We start from the raw sequence: 14,391 nt of genomic DNA on the forward strand, positions 1-14,391 counted from the left end.
TTGCGACTCCCCCAGCGCACCCTGTCGGCCCTCACGGCGGCGGTCGCGGGCGTCGTCGCGTCCGTCGCCCTCCTGACCGTCCCGCCCGCCATGACGTCCGCGGCGGCCGATGCCGGCGGCGACGGCTGCGACCCGATCGACCCGGCCGCGTGCCTGCTGCCGTTCCCGAGCGACTGGTACACGGTCCGCGACGCCCGCACTCCGACAGGCCGCCGCGTCCACATGGGCAAGACGGTCGAGAACGCGCTCGGCGTGCCGATCGCGCCGGACGAGTGGAACCGCGCGGACGGCTTCTCCCCCGGTTCGGCGCTGCTCAGCCGCGTCCCGGGCGTCGACCTGACGCGCAGCGGCGCGGCGCCGATCACCGACATCGGCGCGTCGCTGCGCCGCGACGCCCCGATCGTCATCGTGGACACCGCGACCGGGGAGCGCTGGCCGTACTGGGCGGAGCTGGACGCGAACGCGCCCGATGACCGGAAGGCGCTGATCGTCCGTCCGGCGCGGAACTTCCGCGAGGGGCACCGGTACGCGGTCGCGTTCCGCGACCTGCGCGACGCGTCCGGGAACCGGATCGAGCCGAACGACGCGTTCGCGAAGATCCTCGGGCCGCGGCTGCCGGACGGCGACCCGCTCGCCGAGCGGCAGCGGCAGGAGCGCACGGTCCTCGCCGCGCTCGAACGGCACGGCGTGAGCCGCGACGGCCTGTACCTGGCCTGGGACTTCACCGTCGCGAGCCGCCAGAGCCTGACCGGCCCCGTGCTCCACATGCGCGACGAGGCGCTCCGCGACCTCGGCCGCCGCTCGCCGTCGTTCGCCGTGACGCAGGTGACCGACGACGTGGACGACAAGATCGCCCGTGAGGTGAAGGGGGTCGTCCAGGCGCCGAGCTACCTCGACCTGCCCGGCGGCCCGCCCGGATCGTCCCTCCACCGCGGCCGGGACGGCATGCCGGCGCGGCTGCCCGGCAACACGCAGGCGGTCCCGTTCCAGTGCGAGATCCCGAGGTCGGCGTTCACGCGACCGGCGCGCCCCGCCCTCTACGGGCACGGCCTGCTCGGCAGCGAGGGCGAGGTCGGCGCGGGCAACGTCAAGGCGATGGCCGCCGAGCACGGCTTCATGTTCTGCGCGACCAAGTGGATCGGGATGGCGGACGAGGACGTCCCGAACGTCGCCGGCGTGCTCACCGACCTCACCCGCTTCCGGACGGTCGCCGACCGCACCCAGCAGAGCCTCCTCAACTTCACCTTCCTCGGACGCGCGATGACCCGCGGGTTCGCCGGCCACAAGGCGTTCCAGACCGACGCGGGCAGGTCCCTGATCGACCGCCGCGCCGACCTGACCTTCGACGGGAACAGCCAGGGCGGCATCATGGGCGGCGCGCTCACCGCCGTGTCGCCCGACATCCGCCGCGCGGTCCTCGGCGTCCCGGCGATGAACTACAGCACGCTCCTCAACCGCAGCTCCGCGTTCGGCCAGTTCGCGCAGATCCTCGACGCCTTCTACCCCGACAAGCTCGACCAGCAGCTCGCCCTCTCGCTGATCCAGATGCTGTGGGACCGCGGCGAGAACAACGGATACGCCTGGCACATGACGGACGATCCGCTGCCCGGCACGCCGAAGCACCGCGTCCTGATGCACGTCGCGTTCGGCGACCACCAGGTCGCGCCCGTGGCCGCCGAAGTCCAGGCCAGGACGATCGGCGCCCGCGTCCACGCCCCGGTCGTCACGCCAGGACGCAGCCCTGACAAGGCTCCCTACTGGGGCATCCCGACGTTCGGCCCGTCCCACGCCGGCTCCGCCATGGTCGTCTGGGACAGCGGGTCCCCCGCCCCGCCGCTGACCAACACGCCCCCGACGCAGGGCCGCGACCCGCACTCCGACCCGCGGAGCAACGCCGACGCCCGCCGCCAGAAGGCGGTGTTCCTCGCCACCGGCAGGGTCGTGGACGTCTGCGGCGGAGGACCCTGCGTCATCACGCCCTGACCCCCACCTGAGATGATCGGAACCATGCTCCAGGTCTGCCCGAACGGAAGACGGACCGAAGGCGTCCCGGTCTCGCCGGAGGAGATCGCCGCCGCGGTCCGCGCCGCCGTCGACGTCGGCGCGCAGGACGCGCACGTGCACCCGAGGGACGACTCGGGCGCCGAGACCGTCGACCCGGCGCACGTCGCGGCGGCGGTCGCCGCCGTCCGCGAGTCCACCCCGTCGATCCAGGTCGGCGTGACCACCGGCGAGTGGACCGACCCCGACCCGGTGCGGCGCGCCGCGAAGATCCGCTCCTGGCCGGTGCCGCCCGACCACGCCTCGGTGAACTTCCACGAGGACGGCGCCGACCTGGTCGCCGAGGCGCTCTTCGAGCGCGGCGTCGCCATCGAGGCCGGCATCTTCTCCGGCACGGACGGCGCCGAGCGGTTCCTGCGCTGGCCGCACGCCCACCACGTGCTCCGGATCCTCGCCGAGGTCACCGACCCCGACCCGGAGACCGCGACGGGCACGGCGAAGGCGCTCCTGCACGATCTCGGCACCAATCACGGCCGTCCGGTGCTGCTGCACGGGGAGGAGGGCGGCGCGTGGCCCGTCCTGCGGCTCGCCGTCCGGCTGAACCTGGACGTCCGCATCGGGTTGGAGGACACGCTCGTCCTGCCCGACGGCGCTCCCGCCGCCGACAACGCGGCCCTGATCCAGACGGCCCGAGCCATGCTGGTCGCCTAGCCGCCGACCCTGGTCAGGAACGGGGGTTGTGACCGGCGTCGGCGTCCATCCGCTCCCAGTCGGCCTCCCACAGCTCGTCGCGGTGGCGGTCGCAGCGCCGCCGGACGAGGGCGTAGGCGAGCAGCACCGGCGCCGCGCACGCGAGGACGGTCGCGGCGCCCGCGTAGCCGGCGTCGGTCACCGTGCGGCTGTGCGGGCGGGGGCGCACGGTCGGGTCGCCCTCGCGGTCGACCCAGATCGTCCGCTGCGCGCCGGCCTTGGCGTTCTTCCAGCTCGGCAGCGTCCCGCCGCGCGGCTTGCCGTCCGCGCCCGGCCACGTCGCCTGGACGGTCTCGTGGATGTACCGGTCGCCGGACGTGCCGATGCCGCCCGTCGAGGTGACCGTCGCGACGACCTGGCGGCGGTTCTCCCGCTCGGCGTTCTCGGCGCGGGCGCCCGCGTCGTAGGACCAGGACACGGTCCAGGCGGTCAGCGGCGGCGCGACCGCGAGAAGCAGCACGAACAGTCCGAGGGCGACCGCCCGCTGCACGCGGTCGACCCGGCGGCGCAGCTCGTTGCGCTCCAGGCCGAGCCGCCGGCGGACCCTGGCCAGCGGCGTGCCTCCGCGGCCGATGCCGGACCTGCGCATCTGCGTCACCTCCCCGGGGAGTGCCCTCCCGGCAAGAGGCCCTCAGCCATCTTTAGCCGTCTTTTCCCAGGATATTCCCGAGTCCGTCGCTCGGCACCTGACCTGTGGCCGAATCCTTTCCCGGATCGCGCCCGGTATGCCGGATTGATGGCCGAATTCGGCCATGATTCCGATTCTGGCGACGGTCCCGGCCCGCGCGCCCGTCCCGTCCAGGGCCGCCGGCGGCGAGCGCGAGGACCGCGCCGAGGACGCACAGCCCGGCCGTGATCCAGAAGATCTCCTGGTACTCGGTGCGCAGCGCGTCGTCCACCGCCGCGTTGTAGACCTTGAGCTGGCGGGCGAACTCGTCCTTCGACATCAGGAACGGCAGCGGCGGCTTCAGCTCGGCCGTCAGCGCGTGGAAGCGGTGGAAGCCCCACGCCGACAGCGCGGAGATCCCGAGGAGCATCCCCATCATCCGCGCCACCACCACGGCCGCCGACGCGACGCCGTGCCGCGCCGCCGGGACGAACGCCAGCACCGCCGACGACACCGGCGCGATCACCAGGCCGAGCCCGAGCCCGGTCACGACGAGATCGACGTCCATCCGCGGCAGCGGCCCGTACGAGGCGTCCGCCAGGTCCGCGGGCCACGCCGCGATCAGCAGGTAGCCCACCGCGGACACCGCCATGCCCGCCGCCATCGGCCACCGCTCCCCCACCCGCCGCGCGATCAGCCCGCCGGCCACCGCCGCGATCGGCAGCGCCACCAGGAACCGGGTCAGCAGCAGCGCGCCCTCGGTGGCGTCCTTGTCCAGGACGGTCTGCGCCACCAGGACGACGTCCACCAGCGTCACCATCAGCGCGGCGCCCGACAGCAGGCTCACACCCAGCGTCGCCAGCAGCGGACCGCGCCGGACGCCCGCCAGATCCAGCAGCCTCGTCCGCGCCCTGACCTCCCAGAGCACGAACACCACGAGCACGACCACACCCGCGACGAGCACGGGCAGCCCCCAGGACGGAAGCGCCGACTCCTGCGGCTCAGGGTTGTAGACGCCCGCGACCAGCAGCCCCAACCCCAGCGCCAGCAACAGCCCGCCCAACACATCGACGCCCGGCCGCGGCCCCTCCCCCTTCCCCCGCCCGCCCGGCACCGCATACTGGACGGCCGCCATCGCCACCGCCACCAGCGGCACGTTGATCCAGAAGATCGCCCGCCAGTCCGCCACCGCCGCGATGCCCGCCCCGTACAGCGGGCCGAGCACGCTCCCCAACTCCTGCGCCGCGCCGACCGCGCCGAGCACCACGGGACGCTGCCGCTCGTCCCACAGGTCACCGGCCAGAGCCATCGTCACCGGCAGCAGCGCGCCGCCCGCGACGCCCTGCACGACCCGTCCCGCCGTCAGCACCGGCACGCCCTCCGCCAGCGCCGTCACCACCGAGCCGACCGCGAAGAACACCAGGCACGCCTGCAGCAGCGGCCGCCGCCCGAACCGGTCCGACAGCTGCCCGAGCAGCGGCATCGCCGCCACATACCCCAGCAGGAACCCGGTCAGGACGGGCGTCACCCGCTCCAGCCGGTTGATCGGGACGTCGAGATCCCTCACCACCGGCACCAGGATCGTCGTGACCACGTACGCGTCCAGCGCCGCCAGCAGCACCACCGCGCCGCCCGCCCCGATCGCGACCCGGCGCCGCTCGCTCACCCGCGCTCCCCCGCCGCCCCGCTCATCCCGGCCGCACGGCTCACTGCGGCGCGCTGATCTTGTACGGGGCGTCGAACTCGGTGAACGAGATCACCACAGCGCCCTGCCCCTGCGGGAACGCGCCCCGCACCTTCACCAGGCGATGATCGGCCCGGTTCACCCACAGCTGCCCGTCCAGATCCGCGTCGATCCCCGGAATCAGGGCCGCGACCTGCTCCTTCGGCAGCTTCGCGGCCACCCGGTTCGTCTCCTTGCCGTCCACGGTCTCCACCGCCTGCGCCTGCGGCGACGCCGCCGACGCCAGCAGCTTGGAGATGCCCCGCTCCGGATCCAGCACCGCCGACGGGTCGTACATGGTCGCCGCCAGGGCCTTCGGCAGCTTCCGCCACCCGCCCGTCCCCGCGTCCAGGTAGATGCTGTCGCCCACCGCGACGACCTTCATCTCGACGTTCTGGCCCTGCTGCTCGACCGTCAGCGTCCCCTCTGCGTCCCCGCTGCGGAGCAACTTCAGGTCCCCGCCCTTCACCATGACCGGAGTCTTGCCCTCCGACCTCACGGTGAACGCCACGCTCTTCACCGCCCCCATCGCCTGAGCGGCCTGCCGCAACGTCTGCGCGGCGTCGAAATCCGCCTTCTTCGCGGGCTCTTCGGACCCGCCCCCGTCACAGGCCCCCGCGAACAGCAGGCCCGGCAGCAGAAGGACGAGCACGAGAATGCGTCTGGACATACGCGGACCCTACCGACGGGTACCCGCACCCGTCACTCGGTACGAGGTATGACATCCCCCAGCCAGAAGTAGGACATCGCGCCTTTCGCGGTGGTCCCCCCGAACCGGCCGCCGCTAAGATGACAGACGGCCACGCCCCCACCGTCACCGGGGGACGCCTCGGGGCGGTAGCTCAGCTGGTCAGAGCAGGAGACTCATAATCTCCCGGTCGCGGGTTCGAGTCCCGCCCGCCCTACGGAGTCGGGTACCCATGTCCGCGGAGAGCGCGGACCTTGACTCCTTCGGAGTGCCCATCTGGGGGACGACCCCCAGACCCCCGATGCAGGGGCTCCGCCCCCACACCCCCTCCCGGCTCAGGCCCGCGCTCACCTGCACCATTCACGGGGCTTGTGTGGGGCTTCGCCCCACGGCTCCTCTCGGGTTTAGCTCCGCGTTCACCCTCGGGATTGCGCGGGGCTCATGCGTGGGGCTCGGCCCTGGAAACCCTGGTTAGGCGGGCCAGTTGGGGTGGCGTTTTTCTAGGAAGGCGGTCATGCCCTCTTGGGCTTCGGGGGTCAGGGCGGAGGCGGCCATTACTTCGATCGCGTAGGTGTAGGAGTCCTGTTCTGGGCGGTCGAACTGGGCGTACATGGCCTGTTTGCCCAGGGCCTTGCTGCGCGGGCTGCCCTGGGTGGCGCGTTGGAGCAGGTCGTGGGTGGCCTTGTTCAGGTCGTCGTCCGGGACGGCGTAGTTGATCAGGCCCCAGTCGGCGGCGGTGGCGGCGTCGAAGACCTCGCCGGTGAGGGCCATCTCGGCGGCGCGCTTGCGGCCGACGTTGTGGGAGATCGCGACGAGCGGCGTGTGGCAGAACCAGCCGCCCTTGCCGCCCGGGGCGGCGAAACCGGCGCTCTCGGCGGCGACGGCCAGGTCGCAGCTCGCGACGAGCTGGCAGCCGGCCGCGGTCGCCAGGCCGTGGACGCGGGCCACCACCGGCTGCGGGATCGACTGGATCGTCCGCATCAGGTCGGTGCAGATCCGGAGGAGGTCGCGGACGTCGTCGTGCGACGCCCCCGCCATGTCGGCGAAATCGTGCCCGGCGGAGAAGACCGGGCCGTTCGCTGCGAGGATGACGCCGCGGGCGTCGGTGCCGCCCGCCTCCTCGAACGCGCTGGTCAGCGCGAGGAGGAAGCCGCGCGAGAGGGCGTTGCGGCGGCGCGGACGGTTCATGGTGATCGTGGTGAACGTCCCGTCTCGCTGAACCAGGACGTCGTCGTCTTCGCTCATGCTCTCGACGTTACGTCAGACCCTCGTCGTACCGTGGGCTGGTCATCGGACGCGCCGAGGGGGTATGGCCTTGAAGCTGCTCACCGCCACCAACTCCACCCAGGGATTCCGCGACAACGACTTCGACTGGTGCGTCGAGGGCGAGCTCGTCCATATCGGGCTGGTCTGCGCGCGGGACCGGGACGACCCGGACGGCGGCTGCGGCTGCGGCCGGTCGTTCGCCGGGCTCAACTCGCATCGCGCGACGACGACCGCGATGGTCAGGGACATCCCCGGGTTCACGGGCGACGACTACGTCCTGGCGATCAGGTCCAGTCTTGAGCAGCAGGGCTGCGACCCGTCGTTCGCCGAGCACGAGGCGGCGCTGCTGCGTTGCCTGGTGCGCGACTGGCCGGTGGGGGTGATCGTCGAGCGGCGGCTGGATGAGATCGTGGTACGGCAGGTCCTTCAGCCCTAGGGGGTGCGTTCCATGCTCGTCGCGTTCTCGGTGACTCCGCTCGGCGCGGGCGAGGAGGTCGGCGAGCTCGTCGCGGAGGCGGTGCGGGTGGTCCGCGAGAGCGGCCTGCCCAACCGGACCGACGCGATGTTCACCACCGTCGAGGGCGAGTGGGACGAGGTCATGGCCGTGGTGAAGGCCGCCGCCGACGCGGTCGCGGCGCGGGCGCCGAGGGTGAGCCTGGTCATCAAGGCCGACATGCGGCCGGGTGTGACGGGGGCGCTCGACGCGAAGGTCGAGTCGGTCGAGCGGCATCTCAGCCGGAGAGCCAGTCCCTGATCTCGTCGTCGGTGCGCGGCAGCAGGCACCACAGCGCCTCCTCGGTCGACTCGCACATCGGGATGTGCTTGTCGAGGCCGAGGATCCGGCAGAGCTTCGCCGGGAAGGGACGCATGCCCACCAGCGCCAGCGCGGTGCCCTTGGCCTGGCAGCTGCACGCGCACTGGTGGAGGGTGCGGAGCCCGTCGGCGTCGAAGAAGTCGACCCCTGAGACGTCCAGGACGAGCGGGCGGTGGACCAGTTCCCGCAGCCGCGACCGGACCTCGGGGCACGACTCCCTGTCCATCTCCCCCGACAGCAGGACGGTCGTGTGGCGGTCGCCCTCGAAGACGACCATGTCGACGGCGGTCATGGACTCCCCAGCGTCCGGCGGGATCGGGTGCACCGGACGCCATGATGCTCGCCCGCGCCCTGCCGTGTCAGGTGAACGGCGGGCGGCGGAGCGTTCCGCGAACCGGGTCAGTCCTCGGCGATGAGGCGGGCGGCGACGCGGTCGAGGACGGCCAGGTCGCCGGCCGGGAGGTCGTAGAGGGACGGCGGCGGCGTGTCGAGGATGCGTTCGGCCTCCGCCGCGGCGGCGCGTCCGGCCCCGGTCACCGTGACGATCTTGGAGCGGCGGTCGGCCGGGTTCGGGGACCGCTCCACCAGGCCGCGGCCGACCAGGTCGTCCACCACGAGGGTGGTGTAGGGGCGGTCGGTGAGCAGGACGTCGGCGAGGTCGCGCAGCGTCATCGGCTCGGCCGCGGCGGCGATGTGCCGCAGCGCCTTGATCCGGAAGAAGCTCATGCCGAGCGCCTCGACCGCCTCGCGCCGCCGGTCGCCGCGCTCGTGGAGCAGGACCCGCAGGTTGTGCCACGTCCGCTCCGCCATCTCGGCGCGGGCACGGTCCCGGGGCCGCACGGCCGGCTCGGTCATCGGGTGCTCGCCTCCGTCGCGTGCTGCCGGTCCGCGTCGTCCTCCGACTGGACGAGACCGGACGTTCTCCGGGCGGCGCGGCTGCCGGTGGTGACGGTCCCGAGGACGAGGACGGCGGCGGCGCAGCCGACCATCGCCCAGTATGCCGGGCGGGCCGCCGAGACGAAGCCGGGCCCGGCGAGCGGGCCGGAGAGCCCGGCGGCGAGGACGGCGCCGAGCGCGGCGACGCCGAGCGCGCTGCCGACCTGCCGGCTGGTGGACGCGACGGCCGCGGCGACCCCGGCCTGGGCGCGCGGCATCCCCGACACGGCCGTGAAGGTGATCGGCGAGTTCAGCATGCCGAACCCGATGCCGAACAGCACGTACCCGGCGAACAGGGTGGCGTCGCGGGTCTCGGCGTCGAACGCGGCGAACAGCAGCGCGCTGGCGAGCATCGCCGTCCCGGCGAGCTGCAGCGGCAGGCGCGGGCCGCGGCCGCCGACGAGCCGTCCCGACAGCGGGGAGCACACGGCGGTCGCGGCGGCCATCGGCAGCAGGTACAGCCCGGCGTCCAGCGCGGACAGCCCGCGGACGTTCTGCAGGTAGAGCGTGTTGAGGAAGAGGAACCCGCCGAACGCCGCGAAGCCGGTGACCGCGATGACGACGGCGCCGGAGAACGTGGCGCTGCGGAAGAACCGCAGGTCGATCATCGGTTCGGGGGTGCGGAGCGCATGCCGGGCGAACCCGGCGAGCGACGCGGCGGCGACGATCGCGGCGCCGTAGACGAGGGGGTCGGCGAAGCCGCGGCCTGGCGCCTCGATGATCGCGTACGTCAGCGTCCCGAGGAAGGTGATCAGGAGGAGCTGGCCGAGCGGGTCGGGGCGGCGCGGGCGCGGCGCGCGGGACTCGGGGACGAACAGCGCGGTCAGCGTGAACGCGGCCAGCCCGATCGGCACGTTCAGCCAGAAGATCGCGCGCCAGCCGACGGAGTCGACCAGCAGCCCGCCGAGCAGCGGCCCGAGGGCCATGCTCAGCCCGACGGTGCCGGCCCAGACGCCGATGGCGCGGGCCCGCTCGCGCGGCTCGGTGAACACGTTCGTGATGATCGACATCGCGACGGGGTTGAGCATCGACCCGCCGACCGCCTGGACGACGCGGGCGGCGACGAGCCAGCCGAGGGACGGCGCGAGGCTGCACAGCACGGACCCGGTGACGAACAGCGCGAGCCCGGTCTGGAACACGCGGCGGCGGCCGAGCCGGTCGGCGGTCGAGCCGGCGAGGATGAGCAGCGACGCGATGACGATCAGGTAGGCGTCGATCGTCCACTGGAGGCCGGACAGCGAGCTGCCGAAGTCGTGCTGCAGCGTCGGGAGCGCGACGTTCAGGATCGTGTTGTCGAGGTTGATGATGAACAGGCTCATGCAGCAGATGGCGAGGACCGCGAGCCGGCGCCGGGGGCTGAGCTCGGGCATGCGGCGCCTCCAATCGTTGTACCTCTACAACGATTAGGATCCTACAACCATTTCCGGCTGCCCGGTGCGGGCCAGGGTCGGGCCGCGGGCGGCGCTCGATCGCGCGCCGCTCGATCGCGCGCCGCGCGGGACGACCAGCGGCGTCCCGGTCTCCGGGCAGTCGATCACCCGGCACGGGAGCTTGAACACCTCCTCGACCAGGTCGGACGTCACCACGGCGCACGGGTCGCCCTCGGCGACGATCCGGCCGTCGCGCATCGCGATCAGGTGTGTGGCGTAGCGGGCGGCGTGATTGAGGTCATGCAGGACGGCCACGACCGTCCGGCCCTCCTCGTGCAGCGCCGCGCACAGGTCGAGGACCTCGATCTGGTGCGCGATGTCGAGATAGGTCGTCGGCTCGTCCAGCAGGAGCAGCGGCGTCTGCTGGGCCAGCGCCATCGCGATCCACACGCGCTGCCGCTGGCCGCCGGACAGCTCGTCCACCGGGCGTCCGGCGAGGTCCTGGACGCCGGTCGCGGCCATCGACTCGGCGACGACCCGCTCGTCCTCCTTCGACCACTGGCGCAGCAGGCTCTGGTGCGGGTACCGGCCGCGCGACACCAGGTCGGCGACAGTGATCCCCTCGGGCGCGATCGACGACTGCGGCAGCAGGCCGAGCGTCCGGGCGAGCTTCTTGGCGGGCCAGTCGGCGATGGGCCGTCCGTCCAGGACGACCGTTCCGGCGGACGGCTTGAGGATCCGCGCCAGCGCCCGCAGCAGCGTCGACTTGCCGCACGCGTTCGGGCCCACGATCACGGTGAACGACCCGTCCGGGACGGCCACGTCGAGGTCCTCGGCAATGGTCCGCTTGTCGTAGCCGAGGGTGAGCCCGGCGCCGGTGAGCCGCGCGTTCGCCTTGTCCATCAGATCCGTCCCGTCTTGCGTTCGGTCACGAGGAGCCAGACCAGGTATCCGCCGCCGAGGAGCCCGGTCACCACGCCGACCGGGAGCTGGTGCCCGGGGAAGGCGCGCTGCGCGACCCAGTCGGCGGCCACCAGCAGCGCCGCGCCCATGCACGTCGCGGGGAGCAGGTTGGGTCCCGGCGTGCGGGTGAGGCGCCGGGCGAGCTGCGGCGCGGTCAGCGCGACGAACGCGACCGGCCCGGCCGCCGCCGCGGCGAGCGAGGTGAGCAGCACCGCCGCGGCCAGCATGATCAGCCGGACCCGCTCGATGGGGACGCCGAGCCCGTGCGCCGCGTCGTCGCCCATCTCCAGCATCCGCAGCGCCCGCCCGCACCCGGCGAGGACGAGGGGCCCGAGGACGGCGAGCGCGATGAGCACGGGCGCCGTGTCGGACCAGTCGCGTCCGTCCAGGCTGCCGGTGAGCCACAGGACGGCGCGGGCCGCGTCGGTGATCTGCGCCTGCGTGAGCAGGTAGCCGTTCACCCCGGTGAGGATCGCGGCGACGCCGATGCCGACGAGGATGAGCCGCTGCCCGTGCGCGCCGTGCCGTCCGGCCACCGCGTACACGACCAGGCCGGTCGCGAGGCCGCCGCCCGCCGCTCCGGCCGCGACCGCGGCGCTGCCCGCGCCCGTCAGCACGATCACGGCGAGGACGCCGGATGCGGCGCCCTGGGTGAAGCCGAGGATGTCGGGGCTGCCGAGCGGGTTCCGGACGAGCGACTGGAAGATCGCCCCCGCCAGCCCGAGCGCCGCGCCGACCGCGAGGGCCGCCGCCACGCGCGGCAGCCTGATCTGGTTCACGATGAGGGAGTCGGCGGGCGTGCCCTGCCCGAGCAGCGTCCGGACGACGCCGGCCGGGCTCATCGGGAAGTCGCCGCTGCCGATGAGCAGCACGCCCGTGCCGAGCGCCACGGCCAGGCAGGCGGCCGCGACGGCGAGCGCCCGCGCGCGGAACCGGAACGACAGCCCGCCCGGAGTCCTGACGACGGTCATGAGGCCACCGCCTTGCTGCGCGGGCGGCGGACGAAGTACAGGAACACCGGGCCGCCCGCCACGACCATCACGATCCCGACCTGGAGCTCGGACGGGCGCACGACGACGCGGCCGAGGACGTCCGCCGCCAGCATCAGCGCGGGCGCGAGCAGCGCGCAGAACGGCAGCAGCCAGCGCAGGTCGGGCCCGGTCAGCGCGCGGACGAGATGCGGCACCATCAGCCCGACGAAGATGATCGGCCCGCACGCCGCCGTCGCCGCCCCGCACAGCAGCGTCACCGTGACGATCGCGACGATCCGGGCCCGGCGGGGGTCGGCGCCGAGCGAACGGGCGGCGTCGTCGCCCATCGCCATCGCGTTCAGCGGACGCGCCAGCAGCAGCGCCGCCGCCAGCCCCACGGCGACGAACGGCGCGACGCGCACGATCGTGTAATTCTGGGCGGCGGCGAGGGAGCCGACCGTCCAGAAGCGCATCCGGTCGAGGGACGCGGTGTCGAGGAGCTGCACCGCGTTCACGTAGGAGAACAGCGCGGCGTTCAGCGCGGACCCGGCCAGCGCGAGCCGCGCCGGGGTGGCGCCGCGCCCGCCGCCGACCGCGTAGAGCAGCACGGCGACCGCCCCGGCGCCCGCGAACGCGAACCACACGAAGCCGGTGAACGACGTCACGCCGAGGAACGAGATCGCCGACACCACGGCGGCGGAGGCGCCCGCGTTGATGCCGAGGAGGCCCGGGTCGGCGAGCGGATTGCGGGTCAGGGCCTGCATCACGGCTCCGGCGAGGCCGAGCGCGACGCCCGCGAGCAACCCGAGCACGGTCCGCGGGAGCCGCATCTCGTGGACGATCGTGTACGCGGGCGAGTCGCGGTGGAACAGCCCGTCCCACGCCTCGCCGGGCGACAGCGGCTTCGCGCCGACCGCGAGGCTGAGCGCGATCACGGCGAGCAGGAACGCCACCGCTCCGATGAGCCCGGCCGCCCGCCGGCCGCCCGGCGATCGCTTGACGGCCGGCGGGGTCGGCGCGGTCGGCGGGGGTTCGGTCAGCAACACCTGGCGGGCTCCGGGGGACGTGCCGGGGGGCCTCCGCCGCGGACGGCGACTGGACGGGCCCCCACTCTGGGACGAAGACTTAGGTTAGGTTAACCTAAGCTCGCATCGGCCGAAATGTGACCCTCGTAGTTGATTCATGGAGAACGTCCTTAATGTCTTTCATCGGGTCCCGGCAGCGTTCACGCAGCGTCGTCCCAGGCGCCGGCCCCGCCGGCGGGGCCTTCACCAGCGGGAGCCTCACCCGGCGAGGGCTGCTGAGCGCGGGCGGCGCCCTCGCCGTCGGCGCCCTCATCAGCGCATGCGGCGGCGACGGCGAGAGCGGGAACGGCTCGGGTTCGGGCGACGGCGGCAGCGGCGACGGCGCGTGGACGTTCACCGACGACCGCGGCACGAAGGTCGACGTCAAGGCGCGTCCCAAGCGTGTCGTCGGGTACGTCGGCACCGCCGCCGCCCTGTACGACTTCGGCGTCGACCGGCAGCTCGTCGGCGTGTTCGGCCCCACGAAGCTGAAGGACGGCAGGCCCGACCCCCAGGCCGGGAGCCTCCCCGTCGACCGGCTGGAGGTCATCGGCAACGCGTTCGGCGAGTTCAACATCGAGAAGTACGCCGCGCTCCGCCCCGACCTCCTCGTCGACAACATGTTCCTCGCGAACGAGCTGTTCTACGTCCCGGCAGAGAGCAAGGACAAGATCTTCGCGCTGGCGCCGAGCGCCGCCATCGCCGCCGGGGCCGTCCTGCTGCCCAAGCCCATCGAGCGGACCGCCGCGCTCGCCGCCGCGCTCGGCGCCGACCTGAAATCCGCGAAGGTCACCGCCGCCAAGGCGCGGTTCGACAAGGCGGTGGCGGCGGTGCGCGCGGCGGCCAAGGCCAACGCGGGGCTGAAGGTGCTGGCCGCGTCCGCGAGCCCCGACCTGTTCTACGCGTCCAGTCCGGGCAAGAACACCGACCTCATCTACTTCAAGGAGCTGGGCGTCGACCTGATCGTCCCGGACAAGCCGGGCCGGGACGGCTACTTCGAGGAGCTGAGCTGGGAGAACGCCGGCAAGTACAAGGCCGACGTCATCATGCTCGACTCCCGGACGCAGGCGCTGCAGCCGAAGGACCTCGGCGCCAAGCCGTCCTGGACCGACCTGCCCGCGGTGAAGGCCGGCCAGGTCATCCCGTGGCAGCCCGAGCCCCGGTTCTCCTACGAGGGATGCGCGCCGATCTTCGAGGCGCTCGCCACGTCCATCGAATCCGCCAAGAAGACCGGCTGA

General features: G+C 73.2%; 15 protein-coding genes and 1 tRNA gene. 6 read left to right on the forward strand and 10 right to left on the reverse strand.

What is annotated here, in order from left to right; all coding sequences use genetic code 11:
- Positions 1-1,983, forward strand: a complete 1,983-nt coding sequence (locus tag ACH35V_RS09925; RefSeq protein ID WP_395971488.1) for a hypothetical protein — start codon at positions 1-3, stop codon at positions 1,981-1,983.
- Between the two features lie 24 nt (positions 1,984-2,007).
- The gene (locus tag ACH35V_RS09930; RefSeq protein ID WP_395971490.1) at positions 2,008-2,712 is read left to right on the forward strand and encodes a 3-keto-5-aminohexanoate cleavage protein; all 705 of its coding nucleotides are present in this window, start codon (positions 2,008-2,010) and stop codon (positions 2,710-2,712) included.
- Positions 2,713-2,725: 13 nt separating this feature from the next.
- On the opposite strand, the gene ACH35V_RS09935 is transcribed toward ACH35V_RS09930, so the two are convergent.
- Genes ACH35V_RS09935 through ACH35V_RS09945 form a run of 3 tightly spaced genes read right to left on the reverse strand, consistent with a single transcriptional unit; the run spans position 2,726 to position 5,751 of the window.
- Positions 2,726-3,340 carry a hypothetical protein gene (locus tag ACH35V_RS09935; RefSeq protein ID WP_395971492.1) on the reverse strand — a complete coding sequence of 205 codons (615 nt, stop codon included), beginning with the start codon at positions 3,338-3,340 and terminating at the stop codon, positions 2,726-2,728.
- A 52-nt stretch (positions 3,341-3,392) separates the two neighbouring features.
- Entirely contained in the window at positions 3,393-5,024 is a 1,632-nt protein-coding gene (locus tag ACH35V_RS09940; RefSeq protein ID WP_395971494.1) for an MFS transporter, read from the reverse strand.
- Positions 5,025-5,064: 40 nt separating this feature from the next.
- A complete protein-coding gene (locus ACH35V_RS09945; protein ID WP_395971496.1) occupies positions 5,065-5,751 on the reverse strand; it encodes an LppX_LprAFG lipoprotein in 687 nt (228 codons plus the stop codon).
- Between the two features lie 161 nt (positions 5,752-5,912).
- On the opposite strand from ACH35V_RS09945, the gene ACH35V_RS09950 reads away from it, so the two are divergent.
- Positions 5,913-5,986: transfer RNA gene (locus ACH35V_RS09950), tRNA-Ile, on the forward strand.
- Positions 5,987-6,240: 254 nt separating this feature from the next.
- Here the strand turns inward: ACH35V_RS09950 and ACH35V_RS09955 are convergent.
- Complete coding sequence (locus ACH35V_RS09955) at positions 6,241-7,014, reverse strand: enoyl-CoA hydratase-related protein (RefSeq protein ID WP_395971498.1); 774 nt, start codon at positions 7,012-7,014, stop codon at positions 6,241-6,243.
- 64 nt (positions 7,015-7,078) lie between these two features.
- On the opposite strand from ACH35V_RS09955, the gene ACH35V_RS09960 reads away from it, so the two are divergent.
- Both ACH35V_RS09960 and ACH35V_RS09965 read left to right on the forward strand, forming a co-directional pair.
- On the forward strand, positions 7,079-7,471 hold the full coding sequence (locus ACH35V_RS09960) for a hypothetical protein (RefSeq protein ID WP_395971500.1): 393 nt from the start codon (positions 7,079-7,081) through the stop codon (positions 7,469-7,471).
- A gap of 12 nt (positions 7,472-7,483) precedes the next feature.
- Positions 7,484-7,789: an MTH1187 family thiamine-binding protein gene (locus ACH35V_RS09965; RefSeq protein WP_395971502.1), complete on the forward strand. Its 306-nt coding sequence runs from the start codon at positions 7,484-7,486 to the stop codon at positions 7,787-7,789.
- Here the strand turns inward: ACH35V_RS09965 and ACH35V_RS09970 are convergent.
- From ACH35V_RS09970 to ACH35V_RS09995, 6 genes are all read right to left on the reverse strand, one after another.
- Positions 7,767-8,141 (reverse strand): STAS domain-containing protein, encoded by a 375-nt coding sequence (locus tag ACH35V_RS09970; protein WP_395971504.1) that lies wholly within the window; start codon positions 8,139-8,141, stop codon positions 7,767-7,769. The two genes, ACH35V_RS09965 and ACH35V_RS09970, sit on opposite strands and share 23 nt — an antisense overlap.
- A 107-nt stretch (positions 8,142-8,248) precedes the next feature.
- Positions 8,249-8,704, reverse strand: a complete 456-nt coding sequence (locus ACH35V_RS09975) for a MarR family winged helix-turn-helix transcriptional regulator (protein WP_395971506.1) — start codon at positions 8,702-8,704, stop codon at positions 8,249-8,251.
- Positions 8,701-10,155, reverse strand: coding sequence for an MFS transporter (locus ACH35V_RS09980; RefSeq protein ID WP_395971508.1), 1,455 nt, complete (start codon positions 10,153-10,155; stop codon positions 8,701-8,703). The genes ACH35V_RS09975 and ACH35V_RS09980 overlap by 4 nt, the downstream gene beginning before the upstream one ends.
- Before the next feature lie 33 nt (positions 10,156-10,188).
- A complete protein-coding gene (locus ACH35V_RS09985) occupies positions 10,189-11,058 on the reverse strand; it encodes an ABC transporter ATP-binding protein (protein WP_395971510.1) in 870 nt (289 codons plus the stop codon).
- Positions 11,058-12,089 (reverse strand): FecCD family ABC transporter permease, encoded by a 1,032-nt coding sequence (locus tag ACH35V_RS09990; RefSeq protein ID WP_395971512.1) that lies wholly within the window; start codon positions 12,087-12,089, stop codon positions 11,058-11,060. Before ACH35V_RS09990 ends, ACH35V_RS09985 begins: the two co-directional genes overlap by 1 nt.
- Entirely contained in the window at positions 12,086-13,135 is a 1,050-nt protein-coding gene (locus ACH35V_RS09995) for a FecCD family ABC transporter permease (RefSeq protein WP_395971514.1), read from the reverse strand. Before ACH35V_RS09995 ends, ACH35V_RS09990 begins: the two co-directional genes overlap by 4 nt.
- 152 nt (positions 13,136-13,287) lie before the next feature.
- Between ACH35V_RS09995 and ACH35V_RS10000 the strand changes: the two genes are divergently transcribed.
- Positions 13,288-14,391 carry an ABC transporter substrate-binding protein gene (locus tag ACH35V_RS10000; protein ID WP_395971516.1) on the forward strand — a complete coding sequence of 368 codons (1,104 nt, stop codon included), beginning with the start codon at positions 13,288-13,290 and terminating at the stop codon, positions 14,389-14,391.

Source organism: Actinomadura sp. 1N219, assembly GCF_044326405.1.
Taxonomy (GTDB): Bacteria; Actinomycetota; Actinomycetes; order Streptosporangiales; family Streptosporangiaceae; genus Spirillospora.